This is a genomic window from Lentzea sp. (genome assembly GCF_036380075.1).
Taxonomy (GTDB): Bacteria; Actinomycetota; Actinomycetes; order Mycobacteriales; family Pseudonocardiaceae; genus Lentzea.
The window spans coordinates 23,347-43,339 of sequence record NZ_DASVFL010000055.1; the positions used below are offsets into that span (position 1 = coordinate 23,347).

A 19,993-nucleotide genomic window follows, 5' to 3' on the forward strand; every position below is an offset into this window, starting at 1 on the left:
GAGGTCGAAACCGTGAAGAGAACACTTGTCGCGCTGGTCGCCGGGCTGACGCTGCTGACCGGCTGCTCGAGTGTCGAGGCGGGGTCACCGAAGGCGGACAGCTCGCTGCCGTCCGCGAAGGTCACCCTGTCCCCGGTCGACGGCACCAAGGACGTGCAGGTCACGAGTCCGGTGCAGGTCACCGTGGTGGACGGCAAGATCGAGTCCGTCGCGCTGAAGTCGCCGGAGGGCAAGGACGTCAAGGGCACCCTGACCGAGGACAAGGCGGGCTGGACGACTGCCGAGCCGCTGGGCTACGGCAAGACGTACAGCTACTCCGGCAAGGTCGTCGGCACCGACGGCAAGCCCGTCGACCTCAAGGGCTCGTTCACCACCGTGGCGCCCGGCGCGCAGACCCGCGCGACCCTCTGGCCGTCCGACAACCAGACCGTCGGCGTCGCGGCGCCGATCATGGTCAAGTTCGAGTCGCCGGTCGAGGACAAGGCGACCGTCGAGAAGGCCCTCAAGGTCACCAACTCGGCGAACGTCACCGGCTCGTGGGCCTGGCTCAACGCCCAGGAGGTCCACTACCGGCCGGAGAAGTACTGGCCGGAGAACACCACGATCAAGGTCGAGGCGAAGCTCTACGGCGTCAACTACGGCGGCGGCGCGTTCGGCAAGGCCGACGTGACCAGCGACTTCACCATCGGCCGCAACCAGGTCGTGAAGATCGACAACCCGACGCACCGGCTCAAGGTGTTCCGCAACGGCCAGCAGACCGCCGACTACCCGGCGTCGTTCGGCAAGGACGCGGACCCCGAGCTCACCACGCCGAACGGCACGTTCGTCGTCATGTCGAAGAACGACACGTTCTCGTTCGACAACCCGCGCTACGGCTACACCAACGTCGTGAAGAAGTGGGCCGTCCGGTTCTCCAACCACGGCGAGTTCATCCACGAGAACAACGACAACGCGGGCAACATCGGCAGCAACAACACCTCGCACGGCTGCGCGAACCTGCTGGAGGCCGACGCGAAGGCCTACTACGACTCGGCGCTGGTCGGCGACCCCGTCGAGGTGACCGGCTCGATCACCACGCTGCCGGCCCAGTTCGACTGGTACGACTGGCAGATCCCGTGGGAGCAGTGGAAGGGCAAGTCCGCCGTCAAGTAGGACGTGCGGGAATGCGTCCCCCGGCCAGGTCGTTTGCGCATGTGTGCATCTGACACGCGTGACGGCGGCCGGCGGGGGACGACTGGCCGTCCGTGAATCAGGTCCGGACGGCGCACCACCGGTGGTGTTGATCCACGGCTGGGCGCAGACAGGCGCCGTCTGGGACGTCTCCGGCTTCCGCGCCCACGCCGTCGACCTGCGCGGACACGGCGAGTCCGACGACTTCGGCGACTACCGCGACTCCGCCCGGTGGGCCGCCGACCTGCACGCCGTGCTCGGCCACACCGGTCCCGCGACGCTCGTCGGGTGGTCCTACGGCGGGCTCGTGATCGCCGACTACCTGCGCTTCCACGGCACCGCGAACGTCACCGCGCTCGTGCTGGTGGGCGCCATCACCGAGATCGGCCCCGGCCGCCCCGGCGGCTCCACGGGCCCCGTGATGCGGGCCGCGCTGCCCGGCGCGATCACCGACGACGAGGTGATGGCCGAGTTCTGCCGCGCCATGGCGCCCGGCCTGCCCGCCGCGACGGTCGGCGAACTCACAGCCGCGGCGGCGTCGGTGAGCCATAAAGTGCGAGGTGAGCTGTTCCGCAGGGATGTGGGCAGCGCTGACGTGTTGACCGCCGTCGACGTGCCGACCCTGGTGGTGCACGGCACTCGGGACGAGGTGGTCGCCCCTGCCGCCGCCGAGTACTCCGCCGCCCTGATCCCCGGAGCCGAGTTGAGCATGTACCCCGACACCGCGCACGCCCCGTTCCTGGAGCGGCCGGAGCAGTTCGCCCGCGACCTGGCCGGGATCGCCCGGTGAAGCGCGTCGCGGTGCTCTCGGTGCACACCTCGCCGCTCGAACAGCCCGGCACGGGTGACGCGGGCGGGATGAACGTCTACATCGTCCAGACGGCCACCAGGATGGCCCAGCGGGGCGTCGAGGTGGAGATCTTCACCCGGGCCACGTCGTCCGAGCTGCCGCCCGTCGTGGAGCTGGCGCCGGGCGTGCGCGTGCGCAACGTCGCCGCCGGGCCGTTCGAGGGGCTCGGCAAGGAGGAGCTGCCCGGCCAGCTCTGCGCGTTCTCCGCGGGTGTCCTGCGCGCCGAGGCCCGGCACGAGCCCGGCTACTACGACGCCATCCACTCGCACTACTGGCTGTCCGGGCAGGTCGGCTGGCTGGCGCGGGAACGGTGGGGCGTGCCGCTCGTGCACACCGCCCACACGCTGGCGAAGGTGAAGAACCTGGCGCTCGCGGAGGGCGACACGCCGGAGCCCAGGATGCGGGTGATCGGCGAGGACCAGGTCGTCGCCGAGTCGGACCGGCTCGTGGCGAACACGGACATCGAGGCGAGTGAGCTGATCAAGCTCTACGACGCCGAGCCGTCCAAGGTCGCCGTCGTGCCGCCGGGAGTCGACCTCGACCGGTTCACGCCCGGCGACCGGCGCGCCGCCCGGCAGTCGCTGGGCCTGCCGCAGGACGCGGTCGTGCTCGCGTTCGTCGGCAGGATCCAGCCGCTCAAGGCCCCCGACGTGCTGCTGAGGGCCGCGGCGGAGATGCTCGTGCGCGATCCGGGACTGCGGTCGAGGCTCGTCGTGCTGATCGTCGGCGGGCCGTCGGGCAGCGGGACGGAACGGCCGAAGGCGCTGGAGGAGCTGGCCGCGCAGCTGCGGATCGCGGACGTGACGCGGTTCCTGCCGCCGCAGCCGGGTCCGGCGCTCGCGGAGGTTTACCGGGCGGCCGACCTGGTGGCGGTGCCCAGCCACAACGAGTCGTTCGGGCTGGTGGCGCTGGAGGCGCAGGCCTGCGGGACGCCGGTGGTCGCGGCGGCCGTCGGCGGGCTGCCGGTCGCCGTCAGCGACGGGGTGTCCGGGGTGCTCGTGCACGGCCACGAGCCGGGCGAGTGGGCCGCGGCGATCAGCGGGGTGGCGCTGCCGCAGCGGGAGCACCTGGCGAGCAACGCCGTCGGGCATGCGCGACGCTTCTCGTGGGACCGCACGACTGACGCCCTGCTCGCGGGGTACCAGGAGGCGGCAGACGCGTTCCGCCGGGAGGTTTTCGCTTGAGTCTCGATGCTGTCATCAAGGAGTTCCTGGACGAGCGGGAGCTGGGGTACGACCGGCGCGAGCCGGGGAAGTTCTTCGTCACGCTGCCGGGCACCAAGAAGCTCCAGACCAACGTGTGGCTGGTCGAGACCTCGCACGCCCTCGTGGTCGAGGCGTTCGTGTGCCGGCGGCCGGACCAGTCGTTCGAGGACGTCTACCGGTTCCTGCTGCGGCGCAACGCCCGGCTCTACGGCGTGCACTACACCGTCGACGCCGAGGGCGACATCTACCTGGTCGGACGGGTCGGCAAGCACGCCGTGACGCCCGACGAGCTCGACCGCGTGCTCGGGCAGGTGCTGGAGGCTGCGGACGGCGACTTCAACCCGTTGCTCGAGATCGGGTTCGCCGACGCGATCCGCCGCGAGTGGGCGTGGCGGGTGTCGCGGGGCGAGTCGCTGGCGAACCTGGCCGCGTTCCAACATCTCGTTTCGGAGTAGCCGCCGACTCGTTTCGGCTTCCGCGGCAACTCCCCGCTCGCCCGATCCCGTCCCACCGGCATGCGTAGACCAGTGCTGTGGGTGGGAGTCGCGTTGCTGGCCCTGGTTTCGACGGGGTGCAGCAACAACATGAGCGGGTCGTCGGCGAAGGACGCCGCCGCCCCGCCGCAGGCGGCGCAGCAGAAGACGCCGCAGCAGGACAACGCGGGCAAGGCGGCCGTGCAGCCGGTGCAGGAGCAGGAACGGCAGCTCGTGCGCACGGCGACCGTCGACCTGCGCAGTGACGACGTGCTGAAGGCGATCGCCGAGGTCAAGAACCGGGCGCAGGCCGCCGGCGGGTTCGCGGGGCAGGAGAACTCGACCAAGAGCTCCGGGTCCGTGACCGTGCGGGTGCCCTCGACCGAGCTCGACCGGATCGTGCGCGACCTGCCGAGCGTGGGGGACGTCACGCGCAGCGAGGTGCGCAGCGAGGACGTCACCGACCAGCTCGTCGACGTCGAGGCGCGGATCGCGACGCAGAAGGCCAGCGTCGACCGGCTGCGGGTGCTGTTCGACCGCGCCGGGACGACGGCCGAGATCGCGCAGGTCGAGTCCGAGCTGACCAAGCGGCAGGCCGAGCTGGAGTCGATGCAGCGGCGCAGCGAGACGTTGAAGGGCAAGGTCGCCTTGGCGACGCTGACCGTGCAGGTGTCGACCGTGCCGGTCGCGCCGCCGAAGCCGGAGGAGGCCGGGTTCCTCAGCGCGCTCGCCGGTGGCTGGGACGCGCTGGTCACGGTGCTGGGCGGGATCCTCGTCGCGGTCGGCGCCGTGCTCCCGTTCGTGGTGTTCCTGGGAGTGCCCGCGGCCGTGGTGGTCTACCTGCTCCGCCGCCGGAAGCGTGTCACCCGGATGAACGAAGCAGCATGATCCAACTCTACTGAGAGTGTGCCTTTGATGATGCGCGGAACGGCTCGGGAGAGAGGGGGAGTCGCATCGAGCCGTCCCGCGTCAAAGGTCCCCGCTGCAGGGGATCGCGGACGGGGGGAGCCTGCGAATCCCAAGCGGGCCGCGCGATCCGACGGGGGATGACGAACCGCGCACGTGCCTCGCGCTCGTCGGGCAAGCGTGGGAGCCGGCTCGCGGAGGCGGTATCAACTTCTCAGATACGTCCTTGCGATCACAAGTGATTGTATTGCTCCATTCGAGTGTATTTAGTCGCGCTAAGTAACGTCTCTGTAGCGATCATGATGACCTTGACCTCCCCAGTGGGCTGGATCACGATGAGCCAGCAGGCTGGGCAGAGCGAGTGAATGAGGTCGCCGCATGGTTTTCCGCAGTCCGTTCCCCGACGTCGAGATCCCCGACGTGTCGCTCTACCAGCTCCTGTTCGGCGACATCGCCGACCGTGCGGACCGGGTCGCGCTGATCGACGGCATGTCCGGCGCCACGATGACGTACGGCCAGCTGGTCGGAGCCATCGACCGCCTCGCCGCCGCGCTCGCCGCGCGCGGCATCGGCAAGGGCGACGTGGTGGGCATCCTGAGCCCGAACACGCCCTACTACGCCGTCGTGTTCCACGGCATCCTGCGCGCGGGAGCCACGGCGACCACGATCAACGCGCTCTACACGCCCGACGAGGTCGCGCACCAGCTGCACGACGCGGGCGCGAAGATGCTGTTCACGGTGTCCGTGCTGTTGCCGAACGCCGCTCCTGGCGCGGCGAAGGCCGGCGTCACCGACGTCGTCGTGCTCGACGGCGCCGAGGGCTACCCGTCGCTGGGCGAGCTGCTGGCCAACGACCACCCCGTGCCGTCGGTGGAGATCGACCCGGCCGAGGACGTGGCGGTGCTGCCGTACTCGTCCGGCACGACCGCGCTGCCCAAGGGCGTGATGCTGACGCACCGCAACCTCGTGGCGAACCTCGTGCAGTGCGACCCGATCATGGAGGACGCCGGCGAGCACACCCGCGTCCTCGCCGTGCTGCCGTTCTTCCACATCTACGGCATGCAGGTGCTGATGAACGGCGGCCTCTACGTCGGCGGTCTCGTCGTGACGCTGCCGAAGTTCGACCTGCCGGAGTTCCTCCGGGTCATCGCGGAGCACAAGACCGACCGCGTCTACATCGCCCCGCCGGTCGCCGTCGCCCTGGCGAAGCACCCGATCGTCGACAACTACGACCTCTCCCCGCTCAAGACGCTCTTCTCGGGCGCGGCGCCGCTGGACGAGGAGCTGGCCGCCACCGTGCGCAAGCGCATCGGCTGCCGCGTCGTCCAGGGCTACGGCATGACGGAGATGTCGCCGGTCAGCCACGCCATCCCGGACGGCCGCGACGACATCTCGGTCGGCACCGTCGGCGTGATCATCCCGAACCTGGAGTGCCGCCTGGTCGACCCGGCCACCGGCGAGGACGTCGGCGTCGGCGACCGCGGCGAGCTGTGGTGCCGCGGCCCGAACGTCATGAAGGGCTACCTGAACAACCCGGAGGCCACCGCCGCCACCCTCGACGCCGAGGGCTGGCTGCACACCGGCGACGTGGCCGTGATCGACGAGAACGGCATCGTCTCGATCGTCGACCGGGTCAAGGAGCTCATCAAGTACAAGGGCTACCAGGTGCCGCCGGCCGAGCTGGAGGCCGTGCTGCTGACGCACGACGAGATCGCCGACGCGGCCGTCATCGGCGTGAGGGACGCCGACGGCGAGGAGATCCCGAAGGCCTTCGTGGTGCGCCAGCCGGACTCGTCCATCGACGCCGACGCCGTGATGGCGTTCGTGGCGGCGAACGTGGCACCGCACAAGAAGGTCCGCGTCGTGGAGTTCATCGAGGCGATCCCGAAGTCGGCGGCGGGCAAGATCCTGCGCAAGGACCTCAGGGCGCGCGAGCAGGCCTGAGTCAGGACGGACGCAGGGCCTCGGCGGGGTGCCGCCGGGGCCCTGCGGCGTTTCCGGACGGACCGCCGGCGGCGGACATGGCGCGGATCACGCCGCCCCGCCGGGGTACGAGGCCACGCCCGGCATGGCAGGCTAGCCGCCATGTCTGTCGGAACCTTGGTGCTGCTCCGCCACGGCGAGAGCACGTGGAACGCGGAGAACCTCTTCACCGGCTGGGTGGACGTCCCCCTGTCGGAGAAGGGCGAGAAGGAGGCCCGCCGCGGTGGCCTGCTCCTCAAGGAGGCCGGCGTGCTGCCGGAGGTCCTGCACACGAGCCTCATGCGCCGCGCGATCATGACCGCGAACCTGGCGCTCGACGCCGCCGACCGGCACTGGATCCCGGTCCGCCGCGACTGGCGCCTCAACGAGCGCCACTACGGCGCGCTGCAGGGCAAGAACAAGAAGCAGACGCTGGAGGAGTTCGGCGAGGAGCAGTTCATGCTCTGGCGCCGGTCCTACGACACCCCGCCGCCGCCCATCGAGCCCGGCTCGGAGTTCAGCCAGGACGCCGACCCGCGCTACGCGGACCTCGGCCCCGACCTGCCGCTGACCGAGTGCCTGCTCGACGTCGTGAAGCGGATGATCCCGTACTGGGAGTCGGCGATCGTGCCGGACCTGCGCACCGGCAAGACGGTGCTGGTGGCGGCGCACGGCAACTCGCTGCGCGCGCTCGTCAAGCACCTCGACGGCATCTCGGACGAGGCCATCGCCGGGCTCAACATCCCGACCGGCATCCCGCTGCGCTACGACCTCGACGAGGAGCTGAAGCCCCTCAAGCCGGGCGGCGAGTACCTCGACCCGGACGCGGCCAAGGACGCCATCGCCGCGGTGGCCAACCAGGGCCGTTAAGACGCATTCCGAGAAAGGCGCACCCGGTGTTCGGGTGCGCCTTTTTCCGTCGCGGGTTCGCGTCGGTCATCCGGTCGCCTCTTCGGGGCAACCGCCGAAGGCGATTCGTCCTGAAGCGGCGGCCGGATGACCGACTGAAAGGCGAACCCGCCGCCGTCTGCGGAGCAGCGGCCAACAAGCAGAGTCACGGTTGGGTGAACACCGTCTGGCCAGGGTGGGAACAACCGTCCACTGAGGTGTCGCGGGTATCACGGTTCACGCTTCCGCACTAGGCCAGGACACCTCTGAGCTGCTTACCATTCGCTTCGTGACCACAACGGGTTACCTCGCTGTGTCGATCGGCGTCGCGCTCATCGGCGTGATCGCCGCATTCTTCGTTGGCAGGTTCACCGCTCCGAAACACCCCCGCAAGCCGGAAGGCCTGACGGTCGGGGACCTCATCCAGCAGATCGTCCAGGATTCCCACGACGGCATCGTGGTGCTGAACCACTTCGGCGACGTCGTGCTGCACAACCCGCGGGCCGAGGAGCTCGGCGTCGTGCGGAACAACCGCGTCGACGACCGCGCCCGCAAGGCCGCGGAAGGGGTCCGCAGCAGCGACGAGGTCGTGTACGTCGACCTGTCGCCGCTGGACGGGCAGCGCGGTGGCCGGCAGCCGGAGGCCGTGCACGCGGAGGTCCGGCAGCTCGTCGAGGACTTCATCCTCGTGGACGCCACGGACGAGTCCGAGGCCGTGCGGCTGGAGAAGACGCGCCGCGACTTCGTCGCCAACGTCAGCCACGAGCTGAAGACGCCGGTCGGCGCCCTCGCGCTGCTGGCGGAGGCCGTGCTGGACGCGAGCGACGACCAGGAGGAGGTCCGCCGCTTCAGCGCGAAGATCATGCAGGAGGCCACCCGCCTCGGCGCGCTCGTCACCGAGCTCATCGCGCTGTCGCGCCTGCAGGGCGCCGAGAAGCTGCCGGAGCTGTCCGACACCGAGATCGACGTCGTGATCAACGAGGCGCTGTCGCGGTCCAAGCTCGCCGCCGAGTCGGTCAACATCTCGATCACCACCGACGAGCCGAGCGGGTTCGTCGTGCCGGGTGACCGGTCGTTGCTGGTCACCGCCCTGACGAACCTCCTGGACAACGCGGTCGCGTACTCGCCGCCGGGCAGCCCGGTGAGCGTGAGCCGCCGGCTCGTCGACGGGCACGTCGAGATCGCCGTCACCGACCGCGGCATCGGCATCTCCGCCGACCAGCAGCAACGGGTCTTCGAGCGGTTCTACCGCGTCGACAAGGCCCGGTCGCGGGCGACCGGCGGGACCGGTCTGGGGCTCGCGATCGTCAAGCACGTCGCCGCCAACCACGGCGGCGAGGTGAAGCTGTGGAGCCTGCCGGGAACGGGCTCCACCTTCACGCTGCGGCTGCCGGCCGCGGCGACCGAACCCAACCCGCCCCTCGTCCCCACCGGCGCGGGCGACACTGGAGGAGAGCTGTGACCAGGGTGCTCATCGTGGAGGACGAGGAGTCCTTCGCCGATCCGCTCGCCTTCCTGCTGCGCAAGGAGGGGTTCACCGCGGCGCTCGCGGCCACCGGCCAGGAGGCGCTCGAGGAGTTCGACCGCAACGGCGCCGACATCGTGCTGCTCGACCTCATGCTGCCCGGCATGAGCGGCACCGACGTCTGCAAGCAGCTGCGGCAGCGCTCCGCCGTCCCCGTGATCATGGTGACCGCGCGCGACAGCGAGATCGACAAGGTCGTCGGCCTGGAGCTGGGCGCGGACGACTACGTCACCAAGCCGTACTCGGCGCGCGAGCTCATCGCCCGCATCCGCGCGGTGCTGCGCCGCGGCGGCGAGTCCGAGGACCTCCTGCCGCAGATCCTGGAGGCCGGTCCGGTGCGGATGGACGTGGAACGCCACGTCGTCACGGTCGCCGGTCAGGACATCAGCCTCCCGCTCAAGGAGTTCGACCTCCTGGAGTACCTGCTGCGCAACGTCGGCCGCGTCCTGACCAGGGGCCAGCTGATCGACCGCGTGTGGGGAGCGGACTACGTCGGCGACACGAAGACGCTGGACGTGCACGTCAAGCGGCTGCGTTCCAAGATCGAACCCGACCCGTCGGCACCGCGTCACCTGGTGACCGTCAGGGGTCTCGGTTACAAGTTCGAGTCCTGACGGACACGACCAGGTACCGTTTCCGGCGTGCGCCTGGGCGTTCTAGACGTGGGTTCCAACACCGTCCACCTGCTGGTGGTGGACGCGCATCGTGGTGCCCACCCCATCCCGACCACGTCGGAGAAGACGATCCTGCGTCTGGCCGAACAGCTGGACGCCCAGGGTCAGCTCTCCAAAGCAGGCGCTGACCAGCTGGTTCGAGCCGTGGCCGCCGCGAAGGCGTCGGCCGCGCGGTCCGGCTGCGAGGACCTGATGGCGTTCGCGACCTCGGCCGTGCGCGAGGCGGGCAACTCCGCCGAGGTGCTCGACCGGGTGCGCACCGAGACCGGCGTGGACCTCAAGGTCCTCTCCGGCGAGGACGAGGCGAAGTACACCTTCCTCGCGGTCCGCCGCTGGTACGGCTGGTCCGCGGGCAAGCTGCTGTCCCTCGACATCGGCGGCGGCTCCCTGGAGCTCGCCATCGGCCGTGACGAGAACCCCGATCTGGCCTTCTCCGTGCCCCTGGGCGCGGGCAGGCTCACCAGGACCCGGTTCCACAAGGACCCGCCCCGGCGCTCCGAGGTCCGCGAGACCACCGAATGGCTCGCCGACCAGCTCGCGCCCGTGGCGCGGAAGCTGAGACGCGCGGGTGAACCCGATCGGGTGGTTGCGACCTCAAAAACTTTCCGAACGCTGGCGCGGCTCACCGGGGCCGCGCCATCGTCTGCCGGGCCCAGGGCACGACGCGTGCTCACCGACGCGGGCCTGCGGCAGCTGATCGCGTTCATCTCCCGGATGTCGGCCGGTGACCTCGCCGAACTGGAAGGCGTGAGCACCTCGCGCGCGCACCAGCTCGTCGCGGGGGCGCTGGTCGCGGAGGCAACGATGCGAGCCCTGTCACTCACGCAACTGGAGATTTGCCCCTGGGCGCTCCGGGAGGGTGTCATCCTCAGGCGGCTGGACCACACTGACGGGACGGACCAGAGCGATACTGGACGGACTGGACAGCCCGGGGCACGGTGGAGTTGATGAGTCGAGAGAGCGGATCGGACCAGACGCAGCGCACGGTCGCTGAGCTGCTCGCCCAGTACGGGGGCAGCGCAGAGAGTGCGCCACGTCGGCGACGCCGCCGGGCAGCTGACGAGGCCGACGAGGTCCAGCAGCCGGAGACCGCGCCCCAGACGATCATCGAGCGGGTCCTGTCCGACAGCGGCCGGCTCATGGCGATCCGCGACGACGACGTGGCTCCGTCCGGTCGTCGCGCGGCCCCCGAACCCGCCGCGCCGCCCGTCGCGCCGCCGCCCGCGGTCGGCGAGCGGACGGCCTACCAGCCGAAACCGCCGGTGGCGCCGCCCGTGCAGCCGCCGCAGGTGCGCAGACCGGCACCGGCGCCGCCCCCGCCTCCTCCCGCCGCGGCGGAGCAGACGAGGCAGGTGCCGCAGGTCCGCGACCAGCCGTCGCGCTCCGACCTGCCGCGGCCCGACGTCGTGCGCCCCGACGCGCCGTCGCGCTCTGACCTGTCGCGTCCCGACCTCAAGCGACCGGACCTGGCCCGCCAGGACCCGCCGCGGCCGGACCCGGTGAGCTCGCACCTGGACAGCGGTTCGCCGTCGCGCACGAACATCGTGCGGCCGACGCCGCCGCAGGTGAAGATGCCGACCCCGGCGCCGAAGCCCGGCATGCCCCCGCGCGAGGCGATGACCGAGCAGCTCCCGCGCATCCCGGCCAAGGCGCCGGTCGACAAGATCGCCGCGCTCGAGACCGAGTCCGTGCTGATCGTGCCGCCCGCCCCGCCGAAGCTGCCGGAACCGCTGCCGAACAACCAGCCGGACGCGTGGTTCGGCGATGACGACGACCCGGCGGCCAGGACCGTGCTGTCCATGCCGCCCATGGAGTCGACCGCGGCCCACCCCGGCCCGTACGTGGACGACGACTCACAGGAGTACGCCGCCTACCGCGCCGAGGACGACTACCTCGCGGACACCGACGAGGAAGAGGACGACGAGGACGAGGGTCCCGCCGGTCTCGACGACGCCGGCGAGGCCGAGGAGGACCTGGACGACGGCCCCCAGCGCTCCCCCGCCAAGGAGTGGCTGATCATGATCGCCCAGCTCGCCGTCGGCGTGCTCGGCGGCGCGGGCCTGTGGCTCGCGTTCAACTACCTCTGGCGCGCGGTGCCCGCCGCCGCGCTCGTGGTCGCGCTGGCCGTTACCGTGGGTCTGGTGCTGCTCGTTCGAAAGATCCGCCGGGCCGACGACCTCCAGACCACCGTCCTGGCCGTGCTCGTGGGCCTCATCGTGACCGTCTCACCAGCGGCGATGCTGCTGGTGAAGAGTTGACCTCCCGCATCCCGGTCGGGCTCTCGACGGCGTCGGTCTACCCGCAGCCCGCCGGAGCGGCGTTCGAGATGGCGTCCGAGCTGGGCTACGACGGCGTCGAGCTGATGGTGTGGGCCGACCCGGTGTCGCAGGACGTCCGGGCGGTCGACCGCCTGTCGGTCCGATCGGGCATGCCGGTGCTGGCCGTGCACGCCCCGTGCCTGCTGATCTCGCAACGCGTCTGGTCGCCCGACCCGTCCGAACGGCTGCGGCGCGCCGTGGAGGCCGCCGCCGAGCTCGGCGCGCCGACCGTCGTGCTGCACCCGCCGTTCCGGTGGCAGCGCAAGTACGCGGACGGGTTCGCCGAGCTGGTGTCGTCGCTGGAGGACGAGAGCGGCATCGCGATCGCCGTGGAGAACATGTTCCCCGTGCGCCGGCCGTTGGGGCGCGGGCGTTCCGTGGAGATGAACGCGTTCAAGCCGTCCGTCGACCCGACCGACGTCGGGCACCGGAACTACACGCTGGACCTCTCGCACTCGGCCGCCGCGCACATGGACGCGGTGGAGCTGGCCAAGCGGATGGGGGACGGCCTGCGGCACCTCCACCTCGCGGACGGGTCCGGGGCGCCCAAGGACGAGCACATGGTGCCCGGCCGGGGGACCCAGCCGTGCGCCGAGGTGTGCGAGCTGCTGGCCAGGGGCGGGTTCGACGGCCAGGTCGTGCTGGAGGTCAACACGCGCCGCGCCGCGTCCCCGGCGGCTCGGAAGGAGATGCTGGCGGAGGCGCTGCTGTTCGCCCGGCTGCACCTGGATTGGCCGGTCGAGGGCGCCGCGGGGAAGGACAGGCCGCGGCTGCCGCGCTGACCAGGTGGTCGTCCTGTCCGGGACAACCACAGCGAGTCACGCCCACTGAGAGTTGATCGGCGAGTTAGGGTTCGGGGTGTGAACCCGCTGCGAGCGTTGATCATGGCCGCGTCTCGCAACGAGGCGGTCCACCACCTCGTCGCCACCGCGCCGATCAGCCGGGACGTCGTGAAGCGCTTCGTCGCGGGCGAGTCCACGCGGGACGCGGTCGAGGTCGTGCGTAACCTCGGGCTCCCCGTGACGCTGGACTACCTGGGCGAGGACACCACCGACAAGGCGCAGGCCGAGAAGACCGTCCAGGCCTACCTGGAGCTCCTCGACGCCCTGCACGCCGCGGGACTGGCGGAGAACGCCGAGGTCAGCGTCAAGCTGTCCGCGGTCGGGCAGGCGCTGGACGAGTCGCTGGCGCTGACGAACGCGAGCCGGATCTGCGCGGCCGCCGAGCAGTGCCGCACCACGGTCACGCTCGACATGGAGGACCACACCACCACCGACTCGACGCTGCGCGTCCTGCACGAGCTGCGGCGGACGTGGCCGTGGGTGGGCGCGGTCGTGCAGACGTACCTGCACCGCACGCTCGACGACTGCGAGGCGCTGGCGGGGCCGGGGTCGCGGGTGCGGCTGGTCAAGGGCGCCTACGCGGAACCGCCCGAGGTCGCGATCCAGGACCCGCACGAGGTGGACCTCAACTACGTGCGGTGCGCGAACGTCCTGCTCGCGGGCGAGGGGTACCCGATGTTCGCCACGCACGACCCCCGCCTGATCGAGATCATCGGGGAGAGGGCACGCTGGTATGACAAAACGGAGTTCGAGTACCAGATGCTCTACGGCATCCGGCCTGAGGAGCAGAGGCGCCTCGGCACTCGGGTCTACGTCCCCTACGGCGAGCAGTGGTACGGATACTTGATGCGGCGACTTGCGGAACGGCCTGCCAACGTGACTTTCTTCCTGCGGTCGCTGGCCAGCCGCTCATGACCTTCTCGAAGTCCAGCGCGGTCCGGTCGCTCGGTGACGGAACGTTCACGGCGTCCCTCCCCGCCGAGTGGACCGTCGGTCCCAAACCCCACGGCGGCTTCCTGCTGGCCGTGATGACCCGTGCGGCGGCCCAGGTCGCCGACGGCGACCCGCTCGCGGTGTCGGCCCAGTTCCTGCGCGCGCCCGAGGTCGGGCCCGTGCTGGTCAGGACCGACGTGCGCAAGTCAGGGCGGACGGCGACGGTCGTCGCGGTGACGCTGGAGCAGCGCGGCCAGGTGTGCGTCGAGGCCTCGGTGACGACGGGGCGCATCCCCGAGCACCGCGCCGACTACGCGAACCTGCCGGCGATGCCCGCCGCCCCGCCGCCCGGCGCGGTGGAGATGGCGACGTTCCCGACCGGCGGTGCCTACAAGGTGGGCGCCCTCTGCGACCTGCGGGTGGACCGGGAGTCGGCGACGTTCCTCGACCGGCGCACGGACGGGCCGCTGACGCTCAAGCTGTGGGCGCGGCCGGTCGACGAGCAGCCGGACCCGTACTTCGCGCTGCTCGCGGGCGACCTGTCGATGCCGGTGACGTTCAACCTCGGCCGGTTCGGGTGGTCGCCGACGGTGCAGCTGACGGCGTTGCTGCGGGCGCGGCCGGCGCCGGGGTGGCTGCGCATCCACGTCACCTGCCAGGCGGTGCACGGCCAGTGGTTCGACGAGGACGCCACGGTCATCGACTCGGCCGGGCGGCTGGTCTGCCAGGCGAGGCAGCTGGCGCTGACACCCGCCGTGTGAGCGCCCTGTGTGAGACTTGACCGATGACGAAGATCGCGGTGCTCGGCGCGGGCAAGATCGGTGAGGCGCTGCTGTCCGGGCTCCTGCAGGGCGGCCGCGCGGCCACCGATCTGATGTTCACCGAGAAGCACGAGACCCGTGCGCGCTCCCTCACCGAGCAGTACGGGTTCGAGGCCGTCACGGTCGAGGGCGCGGCCGAGAAGGCCGACGTGCTGGTCGTCGCGGTCAAGCCGCAGGACATCGAGCCGCTGCTGACCGAGCTGAACCCGGTGCTGCGGGCCGGCACGCTGATCGTCTCGCTGTGCGCGGGCCTGCCGACGGCGTTGTTCGAGCGCAGGCTGCCGCAGGGCACGCCGGTCGTGCGGGTCATGCCGAACACCCCGATGGTCGTCGGCGAGGCCATGAGCGCCGTCTCCGGCGGGTCCAACGCCACGCCCGAGCACCTGCGGGTCGTCGAGGAGCTCCTCTCGGCCGTGGGCAAGGTCGCGGTCGTGCCGGAGTCGCAGCAGGACGCCGTCACGGCGCTGTCCGGCTCGGGTCCCGCCTACTTCTTCTTCCTGGTCGAGGCGATGATCGACGCGGGCATCCTGCTCGGCATCCCGCGCGACCTCGCGTCCCAGCTGATCATCCAGTCGGCCGTGGGGGCCGCGACGATGCTCAACGAGGGCTCGAACCACCCGGTCATCCTGCGCGAGGCGGTCACCTCGCCGGCCGGCACGACCATCATGGCGATCCGCGAGCTGGAGAAGCACGGCGTCCGCGCGGCGCTGCTGGCGGCCATCGAAAGCGCGCGCGACCGGTCCGTTGAGCTGGGCAGGCAGCACGAGGACTGACCGAAGTGAGGCGTCGGCCCCACTTGGACGTCGCAGGAGTCACACCAGTCCCGCTACTCTCAAGGCAGCACGTGCGTGTCGAACCGTCGGTGGGGAAGACCGACGGCACGACACGTGTCGAAGGATGCGGTGATGTATGCCTGCGAAGGAGAACGAACGAACAGGCCTCGCTCAGGTGCAGTTCCTGACCGTGGCCGAGGTGGCCTCGATGATGCGGGTCTCGAAGATGACCGTGTACCGGCTGGTGCACTCCGGAGAACTGCCCGCGGTGCGGGTGGGGAAGTCGTTCCGGGTGCCGGAGAAAGCGGTGCACGCCTACCTCGAGAACGCGTACTTCGACGCCGGCTAGAAGGCTGCTGAAGGCTGGCGAACCCCGCCGGGTAGACTGGTAGGCCGATCGTGCTTACCGGCGCGCCGTGCTTGACACGGCCAAGGCTGGGGCGCGCCAGTCAAAGCAACGTCTAGAGCTAAGGAACCCGCATGGGCTCGGTCATCAAGAAGCGCCGCAAGCGCATGTCGAAGAAGAAGCACCGCAAGCTGCTGCGCAAGACCAGGGTCCAGCGCAGGAAGCGCGGCAAGTAAGCCCGCTAGCGCTCTGCCGCCGCCGGTCTCCTCGTTCCGAGGAGGTCGGCGGCGGTTGCGTTTCCCGGGGCCTCCCAGCGGGCAATGTCACCCCTTGGGACGCTTGCGCGACACCGCGGGAACGGGGCCGCCGATCGGGTGATTGGCCTGTGAAGCCCGCGTGACCTGCGTCAAGACGGCGTTCCGGCCCCGCCCTGTTTCCGAATCGGCTTGTAGCATCGACCAATCGCACCGCCCTCGTGCTTGGAGTCGCATGACGCCCAAGGTCGTCCTCGTCACCGGAGTCAGCCGCTTCCTCGGCGGCCACCTCGCCGCGCGCTTCGCCGCGAACCCGGACGTCGAGCGCGTGCTCGGCGTGGACACCGAGCCGCCGCCGCGCGACCTCCTGCGCAGGATGGGCAGGGCGGAGTTCGTGCGGGCCGACATCCGCAACCCGCTGATCAGCAAGGTCATCTCCACCGCGAACGTCGACACGGTCGTCCACGCGTCCGTCACCGCCAACCCGGCCGGGCCCACCGGTCGCACGGCGATGAAGGAGATGAACGTCATCGGCACCATGCAGCTGCTGGCCGCGTGCCAGAAGTCGCCGAAGGTGCGCAAGCTCGTCGTGAAGTCCACGAGCGCCGTGTACGGGTCCAGCAGCCGCGACCCGGCGGTGTTCACCGAGGACATGGGCCCGAAGGACCTGCCGTCGTCCGGCTACGCCAAGGACGCCGTCGAGGTCGAGGGGTACGTGCGCGGGTTCGGCCGCCGCAGGCCGGACGTCGACGTCACGACGTTGCGCTTCACCAACTTCATCGGGCCGCGCATCGACACGGTGCTGACCCGCTACTTCGCCCTTCCGGTCGTGCCCACGGTGCTGGGCTACGACGCTCGTGTGCAGCTGCTGCACTCCGAGGACGCGCTCGCCGTCCTGGAGCGCGCGACGCTGCACGACCTGCCTGGTGTGTACAACGTGGGAGGCGACGGCGTGCTGCTGCTGTCGCAGGCGATCAGGCGGGCGGGCAGGCTGAACCTGCCGGTGCCCAGCGCGGCCGTGCCCACGGTCGGTGGCTTCTTCCGGAGCGCCCGGCTCGTCGACTTCTCGCCCGACCAGATGAGGTTCCTCAACTGGGGGCGCGTGGTTGACACGACCCTGCTGAAGAAGGACTTCGGGTTCACGCCGCGGTGGACCACCCAGCAGGCCTTCGACGACTACGTGAGCGGCCGGGGCCTGAAGCCGCTCATCGACCCGGAGGCGGTGGAGGCGGCGGAGCGGGGAATCCTCGGCGCCGCCGCCCGTTTCCGCTGATCTTCGCCTTGAGGAGATGAACGCAGTGGCAGGAGCACGCGTTATCCCGCTGCACGACCCGGAACGCGACGCCGCGCGCAGAGCGCGCCACGTCGAGGTGGTTCCCGAACCGGAGCAGCAGCAGTCCGCGACACCGGACTGGGAACGCAGGCTGACCGACCTGCTGGCGTTCGCGCGCAGGCGACTGGCGGGCGACTACGAGGTCGACGAGTTCGGCTTCGACCGCGACCTCACCGAGAACGTGCTGATGCCGCCGCTGAAGCCGCTCTACGAGAAGTGGTTCCGGGTCGAGACGATCGGCCTGAACAACGTCCCGGTGGCCGGTGGGGCGCTGATCGTGGCGAACCACTCCGGCACGGTTCCGCTCGACGCGCTCATGACCGCCTACGGCATCGCGTCCGAGCACCCGGCGCACCGGCCCCTGCGCGGGCTGGGCGCCGACCTGGTGTTCCGCACGCCGGTGCTCGGCGCGCTCGCCCGCAAGGGCGGCCAGACGCTCGCCTGCAACGCCGACGCCGAGCGGCTGCTGTCGTCCGGTGAGCTCGTCGGCGTGTGGCCGGAGGGCTTCAAGGGCATCGGCAAGCCGTTCAAGGACCGCTACAAGCTCCAGCGCTTCGGCCGCGGCGGCTTCGTGTCGGCGGCGTTGAAGACCGGCGTGCCGATCATCCCGGTCTCGATCGTCGGTGCCGAGGAGATCTACCCGATGATCGGCGACGTGAAGGCGCTGGCGCGGCTGCTCGGCTTCCCGTACTTCCCGGTGACGCCGTTCTTCCCGCTGCTCGGACCACTGGGCGCGGTCCCGCTGCCGTCGAAGTGGTACATCGAGTTCGGCGAGCCGATCCGCACCGACGTCTTCGGCGAGAACGCGGCGGACGACCCGATGCTGGTCTTCAACCTCACCGACCAGGTGCGCGAGACGATCCAGCAGACGCTGTACCGGCTGCTCACCCAGCGCAGGAACGTGTTCCTCGGCTGACCAGGTCCTGGACCTCGGCGTAGCCGAACGCGTCCGGTGGGGTCCTGCCGTCGCGCACCGCCTCCGCGGTGGCGACGGTGTGCCGCAGGGCCGCCCTGAACAGCAGCGACCCGGTGCTGATCCGCTTCACGCCGAGGTCGCCGAGCTGCTTCGGCGTGCGGGCCTGGGCCAGGACGTTCAACGGCGCGAGCGTCGCGAGCCGTTCGACGTCGCGCGGCTCGGTCAGGCCGGCCACGAAGATCCCGTCCGCGCCGGCGTCGACGTACCGGCGTGCGCGGTCCTCGGTCTCCTCGGTCGCGATGCCGAGCCAGTGGGTGTCGATGCGGGCGTTGAGGAACACGCCCGGTGCGCGCTCTTTGACGGCTCGGATGAGCTCGGCCTGGCGGTGGGGATCGGCGAGGCCGTGCGGCCGCCCGTCCTCCAGGTTGACGCCCGCGACGCCGAGCCCGGCGACCAGTTCGGCCACCTCGTCCGGCGCCCCGCCGAAGCCGGACTCCAGGTCGGCCGTGACGGGGAACGGCAGATTCGCGAGCATCCGCGCGAGCCGGACGGTCTCGTCGCCCGCGAGTCCAGCGCCGTCCTCGATCCCGTGCGCCGCCGCGACGCCGAGGCTGGTCGTGCCGACCGCTCTGAAGCCGCTCGCGTGCAGTGCGACCGCCGACGCGTGGTCCCAGGCGTTGGGGAGCACGAACGGCTCGTCCTGGTGGTGCAGCGCCCGGAAGGCGAGGTTCTTGGCGATCCGGGTGGCGACGTCGCGGCCGGGGCAGGCGTGCGGGCCGTGGCCGAACGGGTGCGCGTCGAGCCCGACCTCGACCACGCCGCCCTGAGCGGCCCTGCGCGTGACCGGAACGGGTGGGCCGGGGTTGCCGGTGCGGAGGTGCTCCGCGAACGCGCGGGTGGCCGCCCAGGCCTGCACGAGCAGCCCGATCCGTGCCGCGGTGTCCTCGTCGTGGTTCCGGGCCAGCCGTTCGACGGCCGCGTCGGCCTCCGCCGTGACGGGTTCGTGCGGCTGGTAGCAGGGGGCGATCGTCGCGATGTCGTCGAGCGACCCCGGCAGCCCGAGCACGGCCGCCAGCTCGTCGAGCGAGGTGACCTGGACGTTCTCGATGAGCTTGGTCGTGAGCGCGCGCCTCCGCGCGTGCTCGGCACCGTTGCTGAAACGGACGACGTGCGCGCGCAGCCACGCCACGCCTCTGTCCCCGTGGGGCACGGACGGCACGGGCAGGCTCAGCAGCTCCTCGGTCATGCCTGCGAAGCTAGGGCGCGGACACTTCGGCGCCGGCCGAAGCGCGCCGGCCGCAGAATGGCGGGCATGGAGGCACTGGCGGCTCTGCTGGCGGACCGGACGCGAGCGGCGTTCTGCGGGGCCCTGCTGGACGGCAGGGCGTGGACGGCCCGCGAGCTGGCCGACCACGCCGGAGTGGCCCCGTCGACCGCCAGCGAGCACCTGACGCGCCTGGTGCGGGGCGGCCTGCTGGTGGAGCACCGCCAGGGACGCCACCGCTACGTGGCGCTGGCCGGCCCGCACGTGGCGGAGCTGCTGGAGGCGATGACGGCCTTCGCAGGTCCTCCGCCGGCCCCGCGCACGCTGCGAGCAGCGTCCGCCTCACAGGCGATGGTGCGCGGCCGGACCTGCTACGACCACCTCGCGGGCAAGCTCGGGATCGCGCTGAAGTCGGGCCTGCTGGAGCTGGGTGTGGTGACGGCGGAGCTGGCCGTCACCGAGCCGGGCATGGTGTGGCTGAAAGAGCTCGGGTTCGAGCCGTCGAAACGCCAGGTGAGCCGCGCGTGCCTGGACTGGACG

At 71.0% G+C, this 19,993-nt stretch carries 21 protein-coding genes; 20 read left to right on the forward strand and 1 reads right to left on the reverse strand.

From position 1 onward, the window contains the following. Positions 1-12 precede the first annotated feature (12 nt). The 19 genes from VF330_RS06650 (at position 13) to VF330_RS06740 (ending at position 18,189) form a co-directional block, all read left to right on the forward strand. The gene (locus tag VF330_RS06650) at positions 13-1,152 is read left to right on the forward strand and encodes a L,D-transpeptidase (protein ID WP_330850611.1); all 1,140 of its coding nucleotides are present in this window, start codon (positions 13-15) and stop codon (positions 1,150-1,152) included. Between the two features lie 43 nt (positions 1,153-1,195). Next, on the forward strand, positions 1,196-1,960 hold the full coding sequence (locus VF330_RS06655; protein ID WP_414675348.1) for an alpha/beta fold hydrolase: 765 nt from the start codon (positions 1,196-1,198) through the stop codon (positions 1,958-1,960). Beyond that, positions 1,957-3,204, forward strand: coding sequence for a D-inositol-3-phosphate glycosyltransferase (gene mshA / locus VF330_RS06660; protein WP_330850613.1), 1,248 nt, complete (start codon positions 1,957-1,959; stop codon positions 3,202-3,204). Before VF330_RS06655 ends, mshA begins: the two co-directional genes overlap by 4 nt. Continuing rightward, positions 3,201-3,680, forward strand: a complete 480-nt coding sequence (locus VF330_RS06665) for a YbjN domain-containing protein (RefSeq protein WP_330850614.1) — start codon at positions 3,201-3,203, stop codon at positions 3,678-3,680. The genes mshA and VF330_RS06665 overlap by 4 nt, the downstream gene beginning before the upstream one ends. Positions 3,681-3,740: 60 nt before the next feature. After that, complete coding sequence (locus VF330_RS06670; RefSeq protein ID WP_330850615.1) at positions 3,741-4,586, forward strand: DUF4349 domain-containing protein; 846 nt, start codon at positions 3,741-3,743, stop codon at positions 4,584-4,586. 396 nt (positions 4,587-4,982) lie between these two features. Continuing rightward, the gene (locus tag VF330_RS06675) at positions 4,983-6,548 is read left to right on the forward strand and encodes an AMP-binding protein (RefSeq protein ID WP_330850616.1); all 1,566 of its coding nucleotides are present in this window, start codon (positions 4,983-4,985) and stop codon (positions 6,546-6,548) included. Between the two features lie 141 nt (positions 6,549-6,689). Further along, complete coding sequence (locus VF330_RS06680; protein WP_330850617.1) at positions 6,690-7,436, forward strand: phosphoglyceromutase; 747 nt, start codon at positions 6,690-6,692, stop codon at positions 7,434-7,436. Positions 7,437-7,743: 307 nt separating this feature from the next. Further along, positions 7,744-8,916 carry a sensor histidine kinase gene (locus VF330_RS06685; RefSeq protein WP_330850618.1) on the forward strand — a complete coding sequence of 391 codons (1,173 nt, stop codon included), beginning with the start codon at positions 7,744-7,746 and terminating at the stop codon, positions 8,914-8,916. Next, positions 8,913-9,593: a response regulator transcription factor gene (locus VF330_RS06690; RefSeq protein WP_030477953.1), complete on the forward strand. Its 681-nt coding sequence runs from the start codon at positions 8,913-8,915 to the stop codon at positions 9,591-9,593. Before VF330_RS06685 ends, VF330_RS06690 begins: the two co-directional genes overlap by 4 nt. Positions 9,594-9,620: 27 nt before the next feature. After that, positions 9,621-10,601 carry a Ppx/GppA phosphatase family protein gene (locus VF330_RS06695; RefSeq protein WP_330850619.1) on the forward strand — a complete coding sequence of 327 codons (981 nt, stop codon included), beginning with the start codon at positions 9,621-9,623 and terminating at the stop codon, positions 10,599-10,601. Then, a complete protein-coding gene (locus VF330_RS06700) occupies positions 10,601-11,911 on the forward strand; it encodes a hypothetical protein (protein WP_330850620.1) in 1,311 nt (436 codons plus the stop codon). The genes VF330_RS06695 and VF330_RS06700 overlap by 1 nt, the downstream gene beginning before the upstream one ends. Continuing rightward, complete coding sequence (locus VF330_RS06705; protein WP_330850621.1) at positions 11,908-12,753, forward strand: sugar phosphate isomerase/epimerase family protein; 846 nt, start codon at positions 11,908-11,910, stop codon at positions 12,751-12,753. The genes VF330_RS06700 and VF330_RS06705 overlap by 4 nt, the downstream gene beginning before the upstream one ends. A gap of 78 nt (positions 12,754-12,831) precedes the next feature. Continuing rightward, the gene (locus VF330_RS06710; RefSeq protein ID WP_330850622.1) at positions 12,832-13,728 is read left to right on the forward strand and encodes a proline dehydrogenase family protein; all 897 of its coding nucleotides are present in this window, start codon (positions 12,832-12,834) and stop codon (positions 13,726-13,728) included. After that, the gene (locus VF330_RS06715) at positions 13,725-14,507 is read left to right on the forward strand and encodes a thioesterase family protein (protein ID WP_330850623.1); all 783 of its coding nucleotides are present in this window, start codon (positions 13,725-13,727) and stop codon (positions 14,505-14,507) included. The genes VF330_RS06710 and VF330_RS06715 overlap by 4 nt, the downstream gene beginning before the upstream one ends. 23 nt (positions 14,508-14,530) lie before the next feature. Further along, positions 14,531-15,340 carry a pyrroline-5-carboxylate reductase gene (proC, locus tag VF330_RS06720; RefSeq protein WP_330850624.1) on the forward strand — a complete coding sequence of 270 codons (810 nt, stop codon included), beginning with the start codon at positions 14,531-14,533 and terminating at the stop codon, positions 15,338-15,340. 136 nt (positions 15,341-15,476) lie between these two features. Then, positions 15,477-15,689 (forward strand): helix-turn-helix domain-containing protein, encoded by a 213-nt coding sequence (locus tag VF330_RS06725; protein ID WP_030477960.1) that lies wholly within the window; start codon positions 15,477-15,479, stop codon positions 15,687-15,689. Between the two features lie 131 nt (positions 15,690-15,820). After that, complete coding sequence (locus VF330_RS06730; RefSeq protein WP_015105422.1) at positions 15,821-15,922, forward strand: 30S ribosomal protein bS22; 102 nt, start codon at positions 15,821-15,823, stop codon at positions 15,920-15,922. Positions 15,923-16,175: 253 nt separating this feature from the next. Then, positions 16,176-17,213, forward strand: a complete 1,038-nt coding sequence (locus VF330_RS06735; protein WP_330850625.1) for an NAD-dependent epimerase/dehydratase family protein — start codon at positions 16,176-16,178, stop codon at positions 17,211-17,213. A gap of 16 nt (positions 17,214-17,229) precedes the next feature. After that, a complete protein-coding gene (locus tag VF330_RS06740) occupies positions 17,230-18,189 on the forward strand; it encodes a lysophospholipid acyltransferase family protein (protein ID WP_330850626.1) in 960 nt (319 codons plus the stop codon). Here VF330_RS06740 and VF330_RS06745 read toward each other — a convergent pair. After that, entirely contained in the window at positions 18,158-19,435 is a 1,278-nt protein-coding gene (locus VF330_RS06745; RefSeq protein WP_330850627.1) for an isocitrate lyase/phosphoenolpyruvate mutase family protein, read from the reverse strand. The genes VF330_RS06740 and VF330_RS06745 overlap by 32 nt on opposite strands. Before the next feature lie 66 nt (positions 19,436-19,501). Between VF330_RS06745 and VF330_RS06750 the strand changes: the two genes are divergently transcribed. Further along, positions 19,502-19,993 (forward strand): ArsR/SmtB family transcription factor (locus tag VF330_RS06750; RefSeq protein ID WP_414675349.1); only part of this gene is annotated, 492 nt, incomplete at its 3' end.

What these genes read in the sequence shown, in the direction of transcription:
- VF330_RS06730 (WP_015105422.1), top strand. Translation starts at nt 15,821, where the DNA reads ATGGGCTCGGTCATCAAGAAGCGCCGCAAGCGCATGTCGAAGAAGAAG.
- VF330_RS06745 (WP_330850627.1), bottom strand. Translation starts at nt 19,435, where the DNA reads ATGACCGAGGAGCTGCTGAGCCTGCCCGTGCCGTCCGTGCCCCACGGG.
- VF330_RS06700 (WP_330850620.1), top strand. Translation starts at nt 10,601, where the DNA reads ATGAGTCGAGAGAGCGGATCGGACCAGACGCAGCGCACGGTCGCTGAG.
- VF330_RS06680 (WP_330850617.1), top strand. Translation starts at nt 6,690, where the DNA reads ATGTCTGTCGGAACCTTGGTGCTGCTCCGCCACGGCGAGAGCACGTGG.
- VF330_RS06675 (WP_330850616.1), top strand. Translation starts at nt 4,983, where the DNA reads ATGGTTTTCCGCAGTCCGTTCCCCGACGTCGAGATCCCCGACGTGTCG.
- VF330_RS06725 (WP_030477960.1), top strand. Translation starts at nt 15,477, where the DNA reads ATGCCTGCGAAGGAGAACGAACGAACAGGCCTCGCTCAGGTGCAGTTC.
- VF330_RS06735 (WP_330850625.1), top strand. Translation starts at nt 16,176, where the DNA reads ATGACGCCCAAGGTCGTCCTCGTCACCGGAGTCAGCCGCTTCCTCGGC.
- VF330_RS06740 (WP_330850626.1), top strand. Translation starts at nt 17,230, where the DNA reads ATGAACGCAGTGGCAGGAGCACGCGTTATCCCGCTGCACGACCCGGAA.
- VF330_RS06670 (WP_330850615.1), top strand. Translation starts at nt 3,741, where the DNA reads ATGCGTAGACCAGTGCTGTGGGTGGGAGTCGCGTTGCTGGCCCTGGTT.
- proC (WP_330850624.1), top strand. Translation starts at nt 14,531, where the DNA reads ATGACGAAGATCGCGGTGCTCGGCGCGGGCAAGATCGGTGAGGCGCTG.
- VF330_RS06715 (WP_330850623.1), top strand. Translation starts at nt 13,725, where the DNA reads ATGACCTTCTCGAAGTCCAGCGCGGTCCGGTCGCTCGGTGACGGAACG.